Source organism: Methylobacterium sp. TK31, assembly GCF_055361545.1.
Map to the genome: position 1 here is coordinate 3,942,230 of NZ_CM143964.1, position 19,111 is coordinate 3,961,340.

Sequence of the window (19,111 nt, forward strand, 5' to 3'; positions counted from 1 at the left end):
CCGGCTCAGATCTCGATCTCGGTGCCGACCTCGACCAGTTGCCGCGTCGGCACGCAGAAATGCGCCCCGGTGCGCTCGGCGTTGCGCAGGAGAAAGGCGTAGATCTCCTCCCGCCAGGTGGCCATGCCGCGGTGATCGCTCTTCGGGATGATGGTCTCGTGCCCGATGAAGATCGTGAGATCCTCGAGGAATTCGGGCGGCAGGCGCTTGGACTCCACCGCGCAGCGCAGGCCGTCGGGGATCGAGGCGTCCTCCATGAAGCCGTAGCGCAGGATCACGCGGGTGATGTCGGGCGTGATCACCACGACCTCCGCGCGCTGATCGCGGGGCAGGGTGGGCTCCTCCTCGTAGCGGGCGGTGACGATGAGGATGCGCTTGTGCAGGGCGTGGCTGCGCTCGACGAAGCGGGACAGGTGCAGCGGAATCGCGCTGGTGGCCGAGGACAGGAACGCGGCGTTGCCCGGCAGGACGATCGGTGGGTCGCGCCGGAGCTGCGCCAGGAACTCGCCCTCGGGCTGGCGCAGGGAGACCCGCGCCGCCTCGACGAGCTGGTTGCCCTTGCGCCAGGTCAGCATCAGGAACGCCACCAGGGCGGCCAGCATCAGCGGAAACCAGCCGCCCTCGAACAGCTTCACGCTGTTGGCCCCGAGGAACACGAGGTCGATGAGGAGGAAGAACCCGTTCACCGCCAGCACGGCCACGGGGTTGTAGCCCCATTTCAACGCCACGAGGGCGGCCAGCAGGGTGGTGATCGCCATCAGGGAGGCCACCGCGATGCCGTAGGCGCCGGCGAGCGCGTCCGAGGTGCCGAAGATCAGGACCGCGCTCAGGGTGGCAGCGGCGAGCAGCCAGTTCACCATCGGCACGTAGATCTGCCCGCGCTCGTGCCGGGCGGTGTGGACCACCCGCATCGGCGGCAGGAAGCCGAGCTGGATCGATTGCTGGGTGAGCGAGAACGCACCCGAGATGATCGATTGCGAGGCGATCACGGTGGCGACGGTCGCGAGGCCGATCAGCGGGTAATGCGCCCAGTCGGGACTCAGGCGATAGAACGGGTTCTCGATGGCGTCGGGCTCCACCAGCAGGAGGGCGCCCTGCCCGAAATAATGGATCACCAGGGCCGGCAGCACGAGGCCGAACCAGGAGGCGCGGATCGGCCCGGCTCCGAAATGCCCGAGATCGGCATACATCGCCTCGCCGCCGGTGACCGCGAGGAAGGCCGCCCCCAGCATGGCGAAGCTGACATGCCAGCCCGCATGGGTCAGGAATTCCACGGCTTTCAGCGGATTGAGCGCGGACAGGATCTGCGGCGCGTGCCAGATGCCGCCGAGGCCGAGCAGCGCCAGCACGACGAACCAAACCAGCATCACCGGGCCGAAGATGCGTCCGATGAAGGCCACGCCCCGGCTCTGGACCAGGAAGAGCCCGACCAGGATCAGCACCGTGATCGGCACGACGAAGCGCGACAGGGCCGGCGCCTCGACCTTGAGGCCCTCGACCGCCGAGAGCACCGAGATCGCCGGCGTGATCGCCCCGTCGCCGTAGAGGAGGGCGGCCCCGACGAGGCCGACCACGAGGAGCACGCCGGCCCAGGAGCCGGGCTTGGCGTTCCGGGCCCCGAGCAGCGCCAGCATGGCGACGATGCCGCCCTCGCCGCGGTTGTCCGCGCGCAGGATCAGCACGGCGTACTTGATCGAGACGATGAGGATCAGCGACCACAGGATCAGCGAGACGGCGCCCGTCACCGCGATCGGCGTCGGCGGAGCCCCGGCGCTCGCGGCGCGCACGGCCTCCTTGAAGGCGTAGAGGGGCGAGGTGCCGATATCGCCGTAGACGATGCCGAGCGCCCCCAGCATCACCGCCGGGCGCAGGGCCGGCCGTCCCGTTCGGGATTCGTCGTGGGCCACGGGCACGCTCTCCGGAAACGGCGAAGGTTCGCTCTGCCGCTCGCAGGTAGGGGCGGGTTTCCGTCCGACCAGGGGCCCGCGAGGTCTCCCGCTTGAACCCCGGGCGGGGGCGTCACTCGAGCCGCACCATCACGCTGTCGCTGGCGCCCGTGGCGTCCATCACCGAGATCCGCGCGAAGCCCGCGCCCTCCGGGGCCCAGGCCGATTGCCGGCGGGCGCCGGCCGCCACCGGCAGGCCGTCGACCATCCAGGTCAGGGGCGGCACGCCGCCCAGCGCCTTCAGGGCGAGGCGCGCGGACGGCCCGGCCTCCGGTTCGGACAGGCCGAGATCGATGCGGGCGCCGTCCGGCGGGTAGGCGATCTTCAGGGCGCCGCCCAGGGCCGCCGACAGGGTCTTGGGGATATCCCGCCGGATGTGGCGCAGGGGTGGCGGCAGGCCGGCCGTGGTGGTCACCAGGGCGTCGCGCGGCATCGGTACCGGGTCGGGCTCCCCGCCGAAGCGCGCGAAGGCGTCGAACAGGATCGGCGCCGCGACCACCCGGCCGACGAGGCCCGGCACGGCATTGCCGTCCGGCCGCCCGACCCAGACCGCGATCGTGACGTGCCGGTCGAACCCCACCGCCAGGGCGTCCCGATAGCCGTAGGAGGTGCCGGTCTTGTAGGCGATCCGGCCGGCCAGGGCGTTCTCCGGCGGAGGCGCCCCCCGCAGGATGTCGGCGACGTACCAGGCGGCGACGCCTTCCGTGACGCGCGCCTCCGGGACCACCTCGTCGGGCGGCCCGTCGAGGCGACGCACCAGGTTCGGCACCAGCCCCTGCCGGGCCAGGCCCGAAAACAGGCGGGCAAGGTCGGTCAGCGTGATGCCGAGGCCGCCGAGCGCCACCGGCAGGCCCGGGGCGGTGTCGCGGGGGAGATCGACCCGGGCGCCGGCCGCCCGCAGGCGCGCGATGAAGCGGGCGGGCCCGACCACCTCCAGCAAATCCACCGCGGGCACGTTCAGCGAGAGCTGGAGGGCGCGCCGCGCCGTCACGCTGCCCTGGTAGCCGAGGTCGAAATTCTCCGGGGCATAGGCGCCTGCAAAGCGCACCGGCCGGTCGTCGAGCTGCGTCTCGGGATGGGCGAGGCCCGTCTCGAAGGCGAGCGCGTAGATGAAGGGCTTGAGGGCGGAGCCCGGCGAGCGGATCGCGCCCGTCATGTCGATGGCGCCGGCCCGGCCCGCATCGAGGTAGCCGGGGCTGCCGACCTGGGCCAGAACCGCGCCGGTGCGGTTGTCGAGGGCCAGGATCGCGGCCGAGATCCCGGGCCCCAGGGCGGCCGCGCGCTCGGCGACGAGGGTCTCGAGGCTCGCCTGCAGGCGGCCGTCGAGGGTCAGGCGGATTGCCTGCGCCGCGGGATCGGCGGCATGCGCCGCCTCCGCCGCGTGGGCAGCCAGCATCGGGAAGGGCTTTCGCCCGACGGGCACCGGCTCGGCGCGGGCGGACTCGGCCTCGGCCTCGGCGGGCGTGATCACGCCCCCGGCCGCCGCGATGGCGAGGACCCGGTCGCGGGCGCGCCGGGCCGCCTGCGGGAAGCGGTCCGGCCGCCGGGCCTCCGGCGCCTGCGGCAGGGCGACGAGGAGCGCGCTCTCGGCGAAGGACAGCCGGGCGGGTTCCCGCCCGAAATACGCGAGGCTGGCGGCGCGCAGCCCCTCCACCGGGCCGCCATAGGGGGCGAGCGCCAGGTAGAGGTCGAGCACCCCGTCCTTGCCGAGGCGCCGCTCCAGCTGCACCGCCCGCACCATCTGGCGGAGCTTGGCGGCCAGCGAGCGCTCGGCGCGGGGCTCGACGAGGCGGGCCACCTGCATCGACAGGGTCGAGCCCCCCGAGACGATGCGCCCCGCCGTGAACCATTGCCATGCGGCCCGGAGCGTCGCGGCTGGGTCGATGCCGGGATGCGAGGCGAAGCGCCGGTCCTCGTAGGCGGTGAGCATGGCCAGGAAGCGCGGATCGACCTGGTGTCCGGTCACCGGCAGGCGCCAGCGCCCGTCAGCGGTGGCGAAGGGGCGCAGCAGACGCCCGTCGCGGTCGAGCACCACCGTCGAGCGGAGCCCGGCCTGGCTGAGGTCGAGCGGCGGCAGGGTGTCGACGAAGCGCCAGAGGGCGAGGGCCGGGACGAGCAGGAGGAGGAGGAGGAGGCCCGCGACGATTGCGAGACGCCCTCCCCGCTCTGCGGGGGGAGGGTTCAGGCGACCCGTCTCCACGGCCCTACTTCGCGCTCACCGTCATCGACCCGAAGCCCGTGCGTCCGAAGCGCTCCAGCCGGTACATGTCCTCGACGGTGGCGGCCGGATGGACGTAAGTGCCGGGCGAGACCGCCCGCACGGTGTAGGCGACCCGGAAGAAGGCGGATTGCTCGGGGCTGCGCTCGTAGGCGGCCACAAAGCGGTCGTCGCGGAACTCGGTATGGACCGGGGCCACGTCCGATTTGGCGAAGGCGAGCCCGGTGAGCGCGTCGGCATCGAGGAGCTTCGGGTTGTCGATCTCGAGGCCGGCGGGCAGGCGGTCGACGAGGAGGAGGCGGCCGGCGCTGGCCTTGGCCTCGGTCACCGTGAGCACCACCACGAGGCGGTCGTTCTGGCGGACCCCTTGCGCGAGATCGACCGGCGTCCCGTCGAGACGGTGGTAGCGCCGCTCGATCGTGTAGCCGCGCGCCTCGGCCGGCTCCGGCGCGATCGGATTGCCGCTGACGCTGATCACCGCCTGCACGGCCTGGCTGCCCGCGTTGGCCAGGGTCACGGGCCTCGCCTCCAGGGCGGCGGCCCGGAAGCTGCGCGCCACGGCGCCGCTCTGGGGACGGCCGTCGAGGGTGAAGCGCAGATTCTCGGATTCCGCGCTCAGGCCCTCGGCGGCGAGCACCATCCAGGCCTCCTCCTGGGTGCTGGTGGGCCGGCCGCCGGCGCGCTCGGCCGCGATGAGCGCGCCCAGCGGCTGGATGCTGTCGCGGGCGAGCCCCGTCTCGGCGGCCAGCGCCAGCAGGCCGGCGCCGTCGCGCAGGCGGGAGCCGTAATCCGGCCGGTAGGCGGGACTCGCGGCCGTCTCCCGGAAGCCGGCCATCGCCGAGGTAAAGGCCTTCGCCGCCCGGCCACGGTCGCCGAGCAGGGCCAGGGCCGCCGCGATCTGGCCCCGCGCGAGCGGGGTGGCGAAGGCCGCGAGCTTGGTGTCGGCGAGATAGCGCAGGTCACCCATCACGGGCCGACCGTTTCGGGCCAGCACATAGGCCGCGTAGGCGATGTCCATGCCGCCCCCGCCGACCTCCGTGGTGTTGGCCACCGCGTTGCGCAGGCGATCGAGGGCGTTGGCGAAGGCGGTCTGGGGCACGGCGAATCCGCGCTCGCGGGCCCGGGTCAGGAAGTCGGTGACGTAGGCGTTGAGCCAGGTGTCGCTGGCCCCGTCCGTGGACCACAGGCCGAAATCGCCGGCCGCGTTCTGGCGCCCGAGCACCCGCTCGATCGCCTGGCGCACGCGCTCGTCGGCTTGTGTGTCGATCCCGAGCCCGTCGAGGGCCGCGAGGCGGTCGACGTAGAGGAGCGGCATCGCCCGGCTCACCGTCTGCTCGGAGCAGCCGTAGGGATAGCGGTCGAGGGACTGGAGCAGGGCCGGCACGTCGATGCCGGCGAGGTTCGAGGCGGAGAGCGAGACCGTGCCGGTGCCGGGCAGGATGTCGGCCAGGAGTTCCTCCGAGAGCGTCAGGCTCGCGCCGGGTTCGAGGGTCTGCACGGAGCGGCGGGCGAGCGCCCCCGTGCCGGGACCGATGTTGAGGGCGAAGCTCTGGCCGACGCCCTCGGGCAGCCCGGGCCCCCGCAGGGTCAGGTCGATCCGCGACAGGCCCGGCCCGGTGGCCGTGATGGGGATGACGAGGGCGCCCTTGGCGCCGGCCTCCAGGCGCAGGGTCCTGTGCACGGCCTCGGCGCCGACGAGGACGGAGCCAGCGAGATCAAGATCCACCGTGTAGTCGCCGGCCTGCCCCTCGACATTGTCGATGGCAACGTGGAAGCGCGAGCGGTCGCCGACATTGAGGAAGCGCGGCAGGGTGCCGGTGAGGACGACGGGGTCCCGGATGGTCACGTCGGCCTGGGCCGCGCCCACCTTGGCACGGCTCCAGGCGGTGACCATCACCCGCCCCGTCCCATTGAAGGCCGGCAGGGGGAAGCTGACGCTCGCCCTGCCGTCCGGCCCGACCGTGATGGGCCCGGAATAGAGCGCCAGCGGCGCCTGGGTCGGGGGCGAATCGGCCAGTTCCGCCGCCCCGCCGTCGCCGCCGGAGCGGATGGCGCCGAGCGTCCCCTGCATGCCGTCGATGAGGTATCCGTAGAGGTCGCGGATCTCGGGGCCGAGGGCCTTCTGGCCGAAGAAGTAGCCGAAGGGGTTGGGCGCCTCGTAGCGGGTCAGGTTGAGGATGCCGACGTCCACCAGCGCCACGCTGACCCGGGCCTCCTCGCCGGATGTCAGGCCGGCGAGCTGGATCGGCAGGGTCAGGGTCTCGCGCGGGCGGACCTTCGCCGGCGCCTGCAGGGCGACGCCGAGGGTGCGGCTGTCCCGGTCGACCCCGAACCAGGCGAGGCCCAGGGCCCGGCCCGGCAGGCGCTTGGCCGCCTGGTCGAGGGGCCGGTAGGCGGTGGCCACGAGGTAGGCGCCCGAGCCCCACTCGGCCTTGACGGGAATGTCGACGGTGGTGCCGGCGGCCGGCACGTCGACGGTGAGGAGCGCGTGCAGCTTGTCGCTGACGACGGCGAGCGTCGCCTGGCCCTTGAACTTCGGCTGCAGCCGCGCGCGCAGGGTCTCGCCGGCGGCGTAGGCCGCCTTGTCGAGGCGCAGGTCGAGGAGGTCGGGCACGTCCGCGGTCTCGCCGCCGCTCCAGCCCACCGTGAAGGTCACGCTCGCGGTGGCGGCCGGGCGGCCGGGCAGGTTCGCCTCCAGCCGATAGGTGCCGTAGCTCACCGTGGCGCTGACGCGGCCCGGCGCGTCGGGGGTCAGATCGAGGCGGCCGTCAGCGATGCGGCGGGTGCTGGTGACCGGCTCGTAGGACCAGCGCCCGTTCTCGCGATACCACTGATAGCTCTTCTCGACGCGCTGCAGCGTCCAGGCGACGTCGCCCTGGGCCAGGCGCCGGCCATCGGGGGCGGCCATCACCACGTCGAAGCCGGCGACGCTGCCCTCGGTCAGATCGCCGCCGAACTCCTTCCGAATGGCGAGCACCGGCCCCTCGGGCAGGATCGGCAGGGTCAGGCTGCGGCTCAGCGCACGCCCGCCGGGCTCGCCCACCTGCAGGGTGATCTTTGCCTCAAGGGGGCGCGGGGCGGCGGGCGCCTGGACCGGCACCACGAGCCGGGCCCTGCCGGCGGCATCGGTCGTGGCGCGGGCGTCGATCTCCGTCGAGACGGCCTCCACCCGCTCGTCGTCGAGGCCGACGGAGAAGCCCTCCAGCCCCTTGATGCCGTTGCCGGCCGCCTGCTGCACCAGCACGGTGCCGGAGATTTCCAGCCCGGCGCCGGGGGCGCCGTAGAGGTAGCGGGCGGCCACGTCGACCGTGGCGGGTGCCCCCCGGGTCAGGCTCGGCGTCGCGCTCTCCAGGGTCACGTCGAGGCGCTCGGGGACGTAATCCTCCACGAGGAAGCTCGCTTCACCGACGGCCGGTGCCTTCGGGTCGGTATAGGCCGCCACCCGCCAGGTGCCGTGCTGCGCGCCGGGAAGGAGGGGCAGCGCCAGGGCGCGTCCGCCGAGGCCCGCATCCGCCACCTGGGCGCGCCGGTACTCGACCCCGTCCGGGCGCTTGACCACAAGGGTGAGCGGGATCTCCGGCACCGCGAGGCCGGTGGCGTCGCGCAGGAGCCCGGTGAGGTTCACGGTCTCGCCCGAGCGGTAGACCCCGCGCTCGGGGAACACGTAGGCCTCGACCGCGCCGGGCTGGGGCCGGCCCTTCACGCCGCGATCGGTGAGGTCGAAGGCCGACTGGCCGAGATCGAGGAAACCGTAATCGTCGCCGATCTGCGCCACCACGAGGCCGGGCGCGATGCCCCCCTCCCCGCGCGCGAGGCCGGCCGCGAAGGCGGCGTGACCCTGGCGGTCGGTCCTGGCGGTGGCCAGGACCTCGTTGTTGCGGGCCACCAGCCGGATCTCGGCGCCCGGCACGGTCTCGGCCGAGGCCAGGGAGCGGGCGAAGACGTGGACGCCGTCGCGGCCCTTGAAGGCGGTGAGGCCGAGATCCGAGACCACGAACCACTGCGTCGCCTGGGTCTCGTAGCCGCCCTCCTCGTCGGCGGACGCGGTCGCGGCTCCGCTGGCCTGGGCCAGCATGATGTAGATGCCCGGCTCCAGCTTGCCGACGGCCTGGAGCACCGGGAAGGCGGTGACGGCCTCCTGGTTCAGTTCGGCCTTGGCGGTGTCGAGCACGCCCTTCCAAACGCGCTGGCCCTTCTGGTCGGCGATGGTGCGGGCGGTGGCGCCGGTGAGCTGGGACAGGAAGTCCTCGGCCCGCAGGGACGGCAGGAGGCCACGGTCGCCGACGCGCAGCACCTCCACGTCGATCCGGGCCGCGTTCACCGAGACCAGGGGCACGCCGGCCTGGCCGGTGCGGGGCAGGACGTAGTTGCGCCCCGTGAAGCGGACCTGGGGCGAGCGGTCCCGGACATAGACCTCGTAATCGGCTGCTTTGAGCAGGGTCTCCCCAGCGCTGGAGGGCAGGCCGGAACGCACCACGAAGGCGTAGCGCTCGCCGTGCTTGAGGCCGTCGACGCAGACCTGCTGACCGGTGGCGGTGACGGCAGCGTTGGCCGCGCCCGAGACCGCGATGTAGGGCGTGAAGTCGGTCTTGGCGGCGACGCCCTCGGAGAACTGGAAGCAGATGCGCGGTGCCGCCGCGTCCGAATCGACGGTGTAGTTGAGGATGCGGAAGCCGTGCTCGGCCCGCAGGGCTTCGTAGGTCTCGCGCACCTCCGCATCGTCGGCAAGCGCCAGGCTGGCGCGGTAGGCCTCCAGCGACGGGCGCCACTCCGCCTCGTCCGCGTAGACCTCGCCCAGGACAGCGAGGGCCCCGGCCTCGGCCGCCGCCGTCGCGGCCCGCAAGTAGCCCTGATAGGCCGCGGCCCGGGCGTTGCGGCGCAGGCGCAGGCGGCTCGCATAGTCGCCGGTCTGGTCGTCGTTGCCGACGGTGCTCGCCGCGCGCGCATAGGCGAGCCAGTTCGCCGGCTCGCCGGGCTCCCCCGCCACGGCGAGGCCGAGGGGCTTGAGGGCGTCCGCCGGCTTCTCGGCCTCGACCAGGGCCTCGCCCTCCGCCCGGGCCTTCGCGGCGGTCTTCGCATCGGGCTTCGCCGTGCCCGCCTCGCCCTTCAGGGTGGCCTCGAGCCGGACGCCGTCGCTGGCGAGGTCTTCGCGCACGAAGCTCTTCGCGGCGGAGGGCCGGGGCATGGCCTTGGCCGCGGACCGGGGGGCCTGAACCGGGGCCTGAATCGGAGCCTGGGCCTGGACCGTGGCGGGGAGCGCCAGCAGGCCGGCGAGCGCCAGGGCCTGCAGGAGGCCGGCGACGCCGACCGCCGATCGGGGCGAGCGCCCGTGTCCGGTTGATCCCGACATGCTTCCACCCCGTCGTCCGGGCGCCGGTGCAGGGCGCCGGGCGGGACCGTAGCACTTCGCGCATCGGCCGCAACGGCCTGGAATTCGGTGGCGGGCTCTGCCACACCGGATCGGTTCTCGCGGAGGAGACGCGACTCGGCCATGACGCGACGGGATCGGATCATCCGGGGCGTGACCGGATTGCTGCTCGGGACGATGGCGGGTACGGCTGCCGCCCAGACGCCCCCCGCACCACCACCCTCCGCCCCGCCGCCCGCGCGGGCCAAGCCGGCCGCACCCGATCCGGCCTTCGAGGCGGCGCGGGCCGCCTTCGAGGCCCTGCCCGAGGCCGAGCGCAAGGGCCTGCAGGACGCCCTGGTCTGGACCGGCGACTACAACAGCGTGGTCAACGGCACCTTCGGGCGGCGCAGCTACGAGGCGCTGCAGGCCTATGCCAAGCGCAGCGGCGGGTCCGGGCTGCCCGACGCGGCCGGCCGGGCCGCCCTGCTGAAGGAGGGCGCCGCGGCGCGGGCGGGCGCGCGCTTCGCCGTCAAGCCCGACCCGGCCAGCGGCGTGGTGCTCGGCGTGCCGGAGCGCGTGCTGCCGAAGCGCTCGCCGCAGCCCGGCGGCACCCGCTGGCAGAGCGCCGACGGGCGAATCACCCTGGAGACGAAATCCTATCCGGCCGGCGAGACCGGGCTCGAGGCGGTCTTCGCGCGCATTACCGCGCCGAGCCCCGACCGGCGGGTGACCTACAAGCTCCTGCGCCCCGACTTCTTGGTGGTGACCGCCGAGACCGGGACGGGCAAGTCCTATATCCGCTACGCCGCCGGCGAGGCCGGCCTGCGCGGGCTCACCCTCGGCTACGACAAGGCCCTGGCGGGCGAGGTCGACCGCCTCGCCATCGCCATCGCCAACAGCTTCGTGCCCTTCCCCGATGCGGCCCCGGCCACCGCCGCGGCGCCGGTCGCGACCGCCGTCCCGGCCCCGACGCCGCCGCCCGTGCCGGGTCCGCGCGCGGCACCGGCCGCGACAGGCCTCCTCGTGGCGCCCGGGCGCGTCCTGACAAGTGCCGCGGCCCTGTCCGGCTGCCGGGCACCCCTGGTCGCGGGCCAGCCGGCGCGGACGGGTGCCGGCGCCACGGCCGAGCTTCTGATTCTGGAGACCGGCGCCCTCCCGGGCCGGGCCGCGATCACGCCGTCCGTTCGCGGACATGCCCTCGCCGGGAGCGAGGCGGTGGCGGCCCTCGCCATCGATGCGGAGGGCGGCGTCGCCGTGGCGCCGGGCGAGGTGATCTTCGGAGAGGCGGTCCTGGGAGAAGCGGCGGGAATCACCCGCATCGCGGCCCCGCTCCAGCCCGGTGCGGGGGGCGCCCCGGTCCTCGACCGCTCGGGCGCGCTCGCGGGGCTGGTCGCGACGGTGCCGTTACGTCCCCGCCTCGTGGCGGGGATCCTGCCGCCGGCGCGCTACGGCCTGGTGCCGGCGGCGACCCTTGCGGACTTCCTCGGGGCGGCCGGCCTGCGGACGGCGCGTCAGAAAGAGGCCGGCACGCTCGGCGCGGCCGCCGCGACCCTGGCGGGCGCGGTGGTGCCGATCACGTGCCAGCCCTGAGGGGGAACCGTCAGATTCGCCCGGTGACGAGGAGCACGATCAGGATGATGACGAGCAGGCCGCCGAGGCCGAAGCTTGGACCGCGATAGGCACCGCCGCCGAGGAAGTTGCCGCCGCCGAGCACGATCAGGATCAGGACAATGAGAAGAATGGTGGTCAGGGTCATGGATGGGAACTCCGTCACGCGCCCAACCGGAATTGCTTGAGCTTGACCGTACAAACGTCGCCGTGGCGATTCCGTTCAACGGTCCGTGCGGCATAATCCCACGAAGCAAAGGTTTTTTGCCGCGTTCCTCGCCGTCCCGGCTTCAGGCCCGCCAATCCGGCAGGGATGCGGACGCGGCGCCGAGCCAGGACGGCACCGGCAGGCCGCGCTCGGACAGGAAAGCGGGGTTGAACAGCTTCGAGGCGTAGCGGGCCGCGCCGTCGCACAGGATGGTCACGATGGTGTGCCCCGGCCCGAGCTCCCGGGCGAGCCGGATCGCCCCGGCGACGTTCATGCCGGACGAGCCGCCGAGGCTGAGGCCCTCCTCGCGCATCAGCCGGAAGACGATGTCGAGGGCCTCGGAATCAGGGATCCGAAACGAGACGTCCGGGGTGAAGCCCGCGAGGTTGCGGGTGATCCGACCCTGGCCGATGCCTTCCGTGATCGAGGAGCCCTCGGCCTTCAGGGTGCCGGTGGTGTAGTGGGCGTGCAGCGCCGAGCCGTCCGGGTCGGCGAGGCCGATCCGCACGCCGGGGCGCGCGGCGCGCAGGGCCTCGGCGGTCCCCGCGAGGGTGCCCCCGGTCCCGGCCGCACAGATGAAGCCGTCGACGGCGCCGCCGGTCGCCGCCAGGATCTCCGGACCCGTCGTCTCCACATGCGCCCGCCGGTTGGCCAGGTTGTCGAACTGGTCGGCGAAGAAGGCGCCGGACGGCTCGGTCTCGGCCAGGCGCTCGGCCAGCCGGCGGGCGGCGTGGACGTAGTTGTCGGGGTTCGCGAACGGCACCGCCGGGACCTCGACGAGGTGGGCGCCGGCCAGGCGCAGGGTTTCCTTCTTCTCGGCCGACTGTGTCTCCGGGATCACGATCACCGTGCGGTAGCCGCGCACCGAGGCGACGAGCGCCAGGCCGATGCCGGTGTTGCCGGCCGTGCCCTCCACGATGGTACCGCCGGGCCGGATGGCGCCCCGGGCCTCGGCGTCGCGCACGATGGACAGCGCCGCCCGGTCCTTCACCGAGAGGCCGGGATTCAGGAACTCGGCCTTGCCCAGGATGGTGCAGCCGGTCTCCTCCGAGGCGCGTGCCAGGCGGATCAGCGGCGTGGCGCCGATGGCCGAGAGGATGTCGGGCAGGGAATGGTCGGGCAGACGTCGATCGGCGTGGACGCTCATGCGCGGGACTCCGAGAGAGAGGCGGCGGACGGGGCGCCTCAGGCGGCGAGCGCCCGGTTCACCGTGGAGCGCAGGTCGGCCAGCGAGAACGGCTTCGTCAGCACGTCCGTCACGATGGCATCGAGGCCCCGCGCGCGCTCGCGCTGGTCGGCGAAGCCGGTCATCAGCAGGATGGTGAGGTTGGGAAAGTCGCGCTTGGCCGCCAGCGCCAGGGCGATGCCGTCCATCAGCGGCATGCGGATGTCGGTGAGCATGAGGTCGAACGCGCCGTCCGCCTCGGTCAGCCGGTCGAGACCGTCGCTGCCGTCGGTGGCCGTGACCACGGCATGGCCGTCGATCTCGAGGCCCCGCTTGAGGAAGCCCCGCACCGTCTCTTCGTCATCCACCAGGAGGATGCGGGCCATCGTGCGTCTGTGTCTCTCTGTGGGGTCCGTACGCTCAGTCACGCAAGCGCCGACGCGCCCTGTCAAGGGATCGTCGGACACAGCGAGCCCTTTAAGGGCCGAATCGTTTCACATTGTTCGTGTGCGCCGCAGGTTTCGGCCTCCGCGGCAGGCTGCGCATCAGGTGCCGCCGAACAGATCCGGCTCGCGGCTCTCGTAATCGACGAGGCCGACGAAGGGCAGCTGCCGGTAGGCATGGGCGACATCCATGCCGTAGCCGACGACGAACACGTCCGGACAGGTGAAGCCGACGAAATCCGCGTCGATCGTCACGGCGCGCTTGCCGGGCTTCTCCAGGAGCACGGCGGTGAGCACCCGCTTGGCGCCCCGCGCCATCAGCAGGTCCTTGGCGAACACGATGGTGCGGCCCGATTCGAGGATGTCGTCGACGAGGAGCACGTCGCGCCCGCGCACCTCGCTCTCCACGTCGCGCAGGATCTCGACCTGCCCCGAGGAGACCGTGGCGGTGCGGTAGCTCGACAGGTGGACGAACTCGGCCTGCGGCTCCAGGCCGACCCGGTGCAGGGCCCGCAGGAGGTCGGCGGCGAACATGAAGCTGCCCTTGAGCACCGCCACCACGAGGAGATTCTCGGGGTTGGCGGCCGCGATGGCGGCCGCGAGTTCCTCGGTGCGCCGGGCGATGGCGGTTTCGTCGAAGAGAACGCGGACGCGTCGGGAGGTGCTCGGGGAGGGGTTGGGGGACGTGCTGCTCATCCGCATTCCATATCACGGGGCCGGCGCGCTGGCATCGGCCTTCGATCCGGTCTCGCCCGTCTCCGGGGCGGCAAAGTTCACGCGCACCGAGCGGCCCTGCGCTGGCGGCGCCGACAGGCTCGCCCGGAACCGCGCGGTCTCGCTCCGCTCCAGGGACGCGCGCGGGGGCGCGATGCGCCAGCGATAGAGCGGCTGGTCGCGCCCGTCCCGGACCTCCACCTCGATCGGCGGTACGTCGGCCTCGGCGGCGACCCCGACGAGGTCGCCCTCCACCACGAGCTGCCCCTGGGCACCCTCGCCCGGGCTCTGGAACGCCACGACGTCGCGGAACGCGAGGCCGCGCAGGTTCACCGGGAGCCCGACGCGGGCATAGAGCCCGGCGCTCTGGGGCATCGCCCGCACCACCGTGGCGCGCCCGAGGACGGCGAGGCCGAGCCCGCCCACCACGGCGAGCCCGAGGGCGGCGCCGGGCGAGGCCAGGGGGAACCCCTTGCGCCTGGGCTTGGCGGGCTTCGTCCTGGCCCGCGGGCGCGGCGCCTCGGGCGGCGGGGCCGGCTCCGGCTCGGCGGCCAGGGCCGATTCCCAGGCATCGAGATCGGCCTGGGCCGAGGCGCGGCTCTGCGCCGCGTCGGGCCCGAGCTCGGAGGCGGCCATCATGGCGGCGGTCATCTCGGCTTCGAGGGCGGCCGAGACGTCGTCGGGGGAGATGAACCAGGTCTCGCGGCAGGCCGCGCAGCGCACCGAGCGCCCGTCCGCGCCGACGCGGTCGATGTCGATCTCGTACTCGCTGGCACAGGACGGGCAGACGATCAGCATGGCGTCCGTGTGCCTCGGATCTCGATGGACGGTTGCCGACGGGGGCAAAAAGACTCAAACGGTTCTCGGCCAACACGGTTAACCGTCCGTGAAGCGGCCGGCCTATAACCGGCATGCGCCGGGCCGTCGCGAGAGATCGGACTTCGGCGGGCAGGACACTTCGGCGCGCAGGACACTTCGGCGCGCAGGACACTTCGGCGGGCAGGACCTTGGGGGGATCGTGGCGGATCGGGTGAACACGCAGTCGCTCCTCTCCGGGGCGGAAGAGCCGGTGGTCCAGTTCGAGAGCGTCGGCATGCGCTACGGCCTCGGGCCGGAGGTGCTGAGCGACGTCAGCTTCCAGATCGCGCCGCGCTCGTTCCAGTTCCTCACGGGGCCGTCCGGCGCGGGCAAGACCACCCTGCTGCGCCTGATCCTCCTGTCCGTGCGCCCGACACGCGGCCTCGTCTCGGTCTTCGGCGAGGAGGTCAGCGACATCTCCAGCGAGGCGCTGACCGGCCTGCGCCGGCGCATGGGCGTGGTCTTCCAGGATTTCCGCCTGCTCGACCACCTCACCACCTACGAGAACGTGGCGCTGCCCCTGCGCGTCCAGGGCCGGTCGGAGACGAGCTACCGGGCCGAGGTCGTCGAGCTCCTGCGCTGGGTCGGGCTCGGGGAACGGATGCACGTGCTGCCGCCCCTGCTCTCGGGCGGCGAGAAGCAGCGCGCCGCCATCGCCCGCGCGCTCATCGCCCGGCCGGAACTGCTGCTGGCCGACGAGCCCACCGGCAACGTCGACCCCGGCCTCGGCCGGCGCCTGCTGCGCCTGTTCATCGAACTCAACCGGCTGGGCACCTCCGTGCTGATCGCCACCCACGACTTCGCCCTGATGGACCTCGTCGATGCCCGGCGCTTCGTCCTCGGCGACGGCCGCCTGACGGTCGAGGCATGATGGGCGAGACCGGCACGCCCCCCGCCGCGCCGAACCGCGCGCCCGCCCGCGCCGACGATCGGCCGCCGGTCAGGCCCCCGGCCCCGCCGGATTCGCGCGGCGCCCCCCTGCCCCCGACCCTGCGCCGCAACGCGCCCCTGGTGCCGACCGATTCGGCGGCGAGCCGGGCGCTCGCCGCCGTCATCGCCATCCTGACCTTCCTGGCCGCCCTCTGCGCGGGCGCGGCCGAGATCGTGGCCTCCAGCGCCGTCCAGTGGCAGGACACGGTGGCCCAGGAGGTGACGATCCAGGTGCGTCCGAGCCCCGGGCGGGACATCGACGCCGACGTCGCCCGCGCCGAGGGCCTGGCCAAGGCCACGCCCGGCATCGCCGCCGTGCGGGTCTTCTCGAAGTCGGAGGCCGAGCGGCTGCTCGAGCCCTGGCTCGGCAGCGGCCTCGACCTCTCGGACCTGCCGGTCCCCCGCCTCGTGACCCTGAAGCTCGCCGAGACGGCCCCCGACCTCAAACCCCTGCGGAGTTCCCTCGCGGAGGCCCTGCCCGGGGTGGCGAGCCTGGACGACCACGCCCTCTGGCTGCGCCGGCTCTCAACGGCGGCCAACACCTTCGTGGGCGTCGGCATCGGCATCGTCCTGCTGGTGCTGGTGGCGACGGGCCTCGCCGTGGTCTTCGCGACCCGCGGCGCCATGGCGGGCAACCGGGAGGTGGTGGAGGTGCTGCACTTCGTGGGCGCCAACGACGACTTCATCGCCCGCGCCTTCCAGCGCCGCTTCTTCGGCCTCGGCCTGCGCGGCGGCATCATCGGCTCCGGCGCGGCGATTGCGGCCTTCGCCCTGGCGGGGCTGGTGGCGCGCAACTGGCGCTCGGGCCCGGCCGGCGAGGAGATCGAGGCCCTGTTCGGGACCTTCCACATCGGCTGGCGCGGCTACGCCGCCGTGCTGCTCATCGGCGTCATCGCCTCGGTGGTCACCGGCATCGTCTCCCGCCTCACCGTGCGGCGTTTCCTGGCCTGACGGCGCGTCCGGCGACAGGGGCCGGGGAACCTGTCGGGTCCGGCCGATCCCGTTAACCCTTCGTGAACCTTTCCGGGCGGAGATACTTGCCTCGTGAACGCCCCAATCGGGGCTACTCTCTGGGGGAATGACGACGCGGATGTCAGCCAGCGGCACCATGAAGCCCTCCGAGGCTTTCGGATGGGCCTGGACCGACGCCGCATCCCGCGTGCCGGCACCGGTACGGCTCCCTCCGGTCGCGGCTGGTTCCGATCTCGCGGCCCGGACTGGCCTCGGCCCCACCGCCAGGGCCACGCTCGGCCTGGCCGCCGCCGGCGCGGTCGCGCTGTTCTGCGGCTTCCTCGCCTTCGTGGCCTGCCTGGAGCGGGACGAGCGCGTGCCGCAGGGCCGGGCCGACGGCATCGTAGCGCTCACCGGCGGCGCCCAGCGCATCGGCGACGCCATCGATCTCCTGGCCAACGGGTACGGCCGCCGCCTCCTGATCACCGGCGTCAACGAGCGCACCAGCCGCGACGAGATCGCCCGCCTCAATCCGACCCAGCGGCACTGGATCGATTGCTGCGTCGATCTCGACTACCGGGCCCGCAACACCATCGGCAACGCCATCGAGACCCGGCGCTGGATGCGCCAGCACCGCTTCAGCACGGTGACGGTGGTGACCTCGAACTACCACATGCCCCGCACGCTGGTGGAACTCGACCACGCCCTGATGGGCGGCGACCGCATCGTGCCCCATCCGGTGGTCGCGGAAGGCTTCGACGCCGACCGCTGGTGGCACCATCCCTCCTCGGCCAAGCTCCTGGCTTCGGAATACCTGAAATTCCTCGTGGCCTGGGTCCGGACCCGCTTCGAGGCCGATCCGGAGCGCTCGCGGGCCGCCATCCTGATCGGACGCCGCAAGCCGATCAAGATGGTCGCCGAACCGCTGCTGCTGCGCGGACAGGAATAGCCGAATCGGACGGAGAACCGCTGGCGCCCGCGGCTTCGCAGGCGCCTGCTCTCAGGTCTGCTGGCCGGAGCCCCCGTCGGAGACCTCTGCTCGAAGTTCCTGGCTCGAAGTCCTTGGCTCGAAGTCCTTGGCGCAAGGACCCTGGCTCAGAGCCCCTTGCACTGGCTCCGGATCATCCCCGAAAACTCCTTCTCGGAGGTCTGGACCTGATTGAGGCGGTCCGTGCGCTCGGCACCCGAGAGGCAGCGGCCGTAGACGCTGGCCACCCGGCGCATGGTCTCCACGTGCCGGCGCCAGACGCGGCACTGGTCGGCCGCCTCGCTGCCGGCCTGCTCGAGCTGATCGATCGCCTGGCGCTGCATCGAATTGGCCACCAGGACGTCGCGGGCGCAGGCCGTGTCGGTGGCGCCGCGCTGCTGCGCCAAGGCGGGCATCGCGGCGAGCAGGAGGGCGGCCGCCACGGCCGCGCGGGTCGGACCACGCATGGTCATGCGGCCTGGGAGGCCGAGGTGTGGGTGAGCAGCGCGTAGAGGGCGCTGGCGTCGCGGGCGGCGCGGATGCGTTCCAGGATGCCGGGCTCGCGCAGGAGGCGGGCGACCTGGGCCAGGGCCTTGAGGTGGTCGGCGCCGGCGCCCTCGGGAGCCAGGAGCAGGAAGGCGATGTCGACGGGCTGGCCGTCGAGGGCATCGAAATCCACCGGCTTCTCCAACCGGGCGACGAGGCCGAACAGCCGGTCGAGGCCGGGCAGCTTGCCGTGCGGAATGGCGACACCGTCGCCGATTCCGGTGGAGCCCAGGCGCTCGCGCTGCAGCAGGGTCTCGAACACCTCGCGCTCGTCCAGGGCCGGAAGCTGACGCACCGCATGAGCGCTGAGCTCCTGCAGCATCGACTTCTTGGCGCGGACGCGCAGGGACGGCACCACGGAATCCGGAGAGAGGAATTCCAGCACTGGCATGAAGGACCGTCGCCCCGTCGGCGGCGGCCGACCCGGCCGCCACTCCATGAAAGGTCGGGCCGCACGGGCGACCCTTGGACTCAATCGGACGGGTTCAGGCTCTGTTCCCGACCCGCGCCTACGAAGCCGCCTCGGCCGGATCGACCCAGCCGATGGCCCCGTCTGTGCGGCGGTATACGACGTTGATGCGTCCGGTGCCAGCGTGAACGAACACGATGACCGGAGCCCCCGTGAGGTCGAGGGCGGTGACCGCCTCGCTGACCGAGTGGCGCTTCAGGGTCTTGGTGCTCTCGGCCACCACGGGGGGATGCGCCGCCTCCTCGTCCTCGCCGTCCTCGTCCAGGTCGAGGGCGTCGGCCTCGCTCGGGGCCGCGAACACGGCGTAGGCCGCCTGCACCGTCGCGCCGTCATGACCGGCCGCACCGTGATCCTTCAGCTTGTGCTTGTAGCGCCGCAGGCGCTTTTCGAGGCGGTCCGCCGTCTGTTCGAAGCTCGCATGGGCATCGTGCGCGGCGCCGGACGCTTCCAGGGTCAGGCCCGAGACGAGGTGGAGCACGCAATCGGTGCGGTAGGCCGTTCCGTCCCGCCGCAGGGTGACGTGGCCGGAGCAGGTCCCGCTCATGTGGCTGTCGAGGTATTTCGAGAGGGTGGCCGCCATTCGCTCCTCGACCCGGCCCCGCAGGGCTTCGCCAAGATCCAGGCCGTGGCCCGTCACGCGCAATGACCCCATGATCCCTCCGGTTTTCGTTGCTTTCGGGCTACGAGTTAAGGAGCCCTGCGCGGAGAAGTCAACGCGAGGGGCGCGGGGCGATCCCG

15 protein-coding genes are annotated in these 19,111 nt (G+C 73.0%); 4 read left to right on the forward strand and 11 right to left on the reverse strand.

Annotated elements, in window-relative coordinates:
* Positions 1–5 precede the first annotated feature (5 nt).
* The 3 genes from ACXJY8_RS18285 to ACXJY8_RS18295 form a co-directional block, all read right to left on the reverse strand.
* Positions 6–1,856, reverse strand: a complete 1,851-nt coding sequence (locus ACXJY8_RS18285; RefSeq protein WP_463780778.1) for a potassium transporter Kup — start codon at positions 1,854–1,856, stop codon at positions 6–8.
* A gap of 163 nt (positions 1,857–2,019) precedes the next feature.
* On the reverse strand, positions 2,020–4,092 hold the full coding sequence (gene pbpC, locus ACXJY8_RS18290) for a penicillin-binding protein 1C (protein WP_463780781.1): 2,073 nt from the start codon (positions 4,090–4,092) through the stop codon (positions 2,020–2,022).
* A gap of 58 nt (positions 4,093–4,150) precedes the next feature.
* Positions 4,151–9,514 carry an alpha-2-macroglobulin family protein gene (locus ACXJY8_RS18295; RefSeq protein WP_463771727.1) on the reverse strand — a complete coding sequence of 1,788 codons (5,364 nt, stop codon included), beginning with the start codon at positions 9,512–9,514 and terminating at the stop codon, positions 4,151–4,153.
* Between the two features lie 141 nt (positions 9,515–9,655).
* Between ACXJY8_RS18295 and ACXJY8_RS18300 the strand changes: the two genes are divergently transcribed.
* Positions 9,656–11,104 (forward strand): serine protease, encoded by a 1,449-nt coding sequence (locus ACXJY8_RS18300; RefSeq protein WP_463771731.1) that lies wholly within the window; start codon positions 9,656–9,658, stop codon positions 11,102–11,104.
* Positions 11,105–11,114: 10 nt separating this feature from the next.
* On the opposite strand, the gene ACXJY8_RS18305 is transcribed toward ACXJY8_RS18300, so the two are convergent.
* The 5 genes from ACXJY8_RS18305 to ACXJY8_RS18325 form a co-directional block, all read right to left on the reverse strand.
* The gene (locus ACXJY8_RS18305) at positions 11,115–11,270 is read right to left on the reverse strand and encodes a DUF3309 domain-containing protein (protein WP_156389751.1); all 156 of its coding nucleotides are present in this window, start codon (positions 11,268–11,270) and stop codon (positions 11,115–11,117) included.
* A gap of 142 nt (positions 11,271–11,412) precedes the next feature.
* Complete coding sequence (locus ACXJY8_RS18310) at positions 11,413–12,477, reverse strand: cysteine synthase A (RefSeq protein WP_463771734.1); 1,065 nt, start codon at positions 12,475–12,477, stop codon at positions 11,413–11,415.
* A gap of 38 nt (positions 12,478–12,515) precedes the next feature.
* Entirely contained in the window at positions 12,516–12,881 is a 366-nt protein-coding gene (locus tag ACXJY8_RS18315; RefSeq protein ID WP_055946868.1) for a response regulator, read from the reverse strand.
* Positions 12,882–13,040: 159 nt separating this feature from the next.
* Positions 13,041–13,634, reverse strand: coding sequence for a hypoxanthine phosphoribosyltransferase (gene hpt, locus ACXJY8_RS18320; protein WP_463771737.1), 594 nt, complete (start codon positions 13,632–13,634; stop codon positions 13,041–13,043).
* A gap of 12 nt (positions 13,635–13,646) precedes the next feature.
* Entirely contained in the window at positions 13,647–14,450 is an 804-nt protein-coding gene (locus ACXJY8_RS18325) for a zinc-ribbon domain-containing protein (RefSeq protein ID WP_463771740.1), read from the reverse strand.
* A gap of 232 nt (positions 14,451–14,682) precedes the next feature.
* On the opposite strand from ACXJY8_RS18325, the gene ftsE reads away from it, so the two are divergent.
* The 3 genes from ftsE to ACXJY8_RS18340 all read left to right on the forward strand — a co-directional run bounded on the left by ftsE (position 14,683) and on the right by ACXJY8_RS18340 (position 17,340).
* Positions 14,683–15,381, forward strand: a complete 699-nt coding sequence (gene ftsE / locus ACXJY8_RS18330) for a cell division ATP-binding protein FtsE (RefSeq protein WP_181259686.1) — start codon at positions 14,683–14,685, stop codon at positions 15,379–15,381.
* Positions 15,378–16,391 carry a cell division protein FtsX gene (locus ACXJY8_RS18335; RefSeq protein ID WP_463771742.1) on the forward strand — a complete coding sequence of 338 codons (1,014 nt, stop codon included), beginning with the start codon at positions 15,378–15,380 and terminating at the stop codon, positions 16,389–16,391. The genes ftsE and ACXJY8_RS18335 overlap by 4 nt, the downstream gene beginning before the upstream one ends.
* Before the next feature lie 139 nt (positions 16,392–16,530).
* Positions 16,531–17,340 carry a YdcF family protein gene (locus ACXJY8_RS18340; RefSeq protein ID WP_463771745.1) on the forward strand — a complete coding sequence of 270 codons (810 nt, stop codon included), beginning with the start codon at positions 16,531–16,533 and terminating at the stop codon, positions 17,338–17,340.
* Between the two features lie 146 nt (positions 17,341–17,486).
* Here the strand turns inward: ACXJY8_RS18340 and ACXJY8_RS18345 are convergent, their stop codons facing one another.
* The 3 genes from ACXJY8_RS18345 to hpf all read right to left on the reverse strand — a co-directional run bounded on the left by ACXJY8_RS18345 (position 17,487) and on the right by hpf (position 19,025).
* Positions 17,487–17,825 (reverse strand): hypothetical protein, encoded by a 339-nt coding sequence (locus ACXJY8_RS18345; RefSeq protein ID WP_463771747.1) that lies wholly within the window; start codon positions 17,823–17,825, stop codon positions 17,487–17,489.
* Between the two features lie 2 nt (positions 17,826–17,827).
* Positions 17,828–18,295, reverse strand: coding sequence for a PTS IIA-like nitrogen regulatory protein PtsN (gene ptsN, locus ACXJY8_RS18350; protein ID WP_055946855.1), 468 nt, complete (start codon positions 18,293–18,295; stop codon positions 17,828–17,830).
* Positions 18,296–18,413: 118 nt separating this feature from the next.
* Complete coding sequence (gene hpf, locus ACXJY8_RS18355) at positions 18,414–19,025, reverse strand: ribosome hibernation-promoting factor, HPF/YfiA family (RefSeq protein ID WP_463771755.1); 612 nt, start codon at positions 19,023–19,025, stop codon at positions 18,414–18,416.
* Positions 19,026–19,111 lie beyond the last annotated feature (86 nt).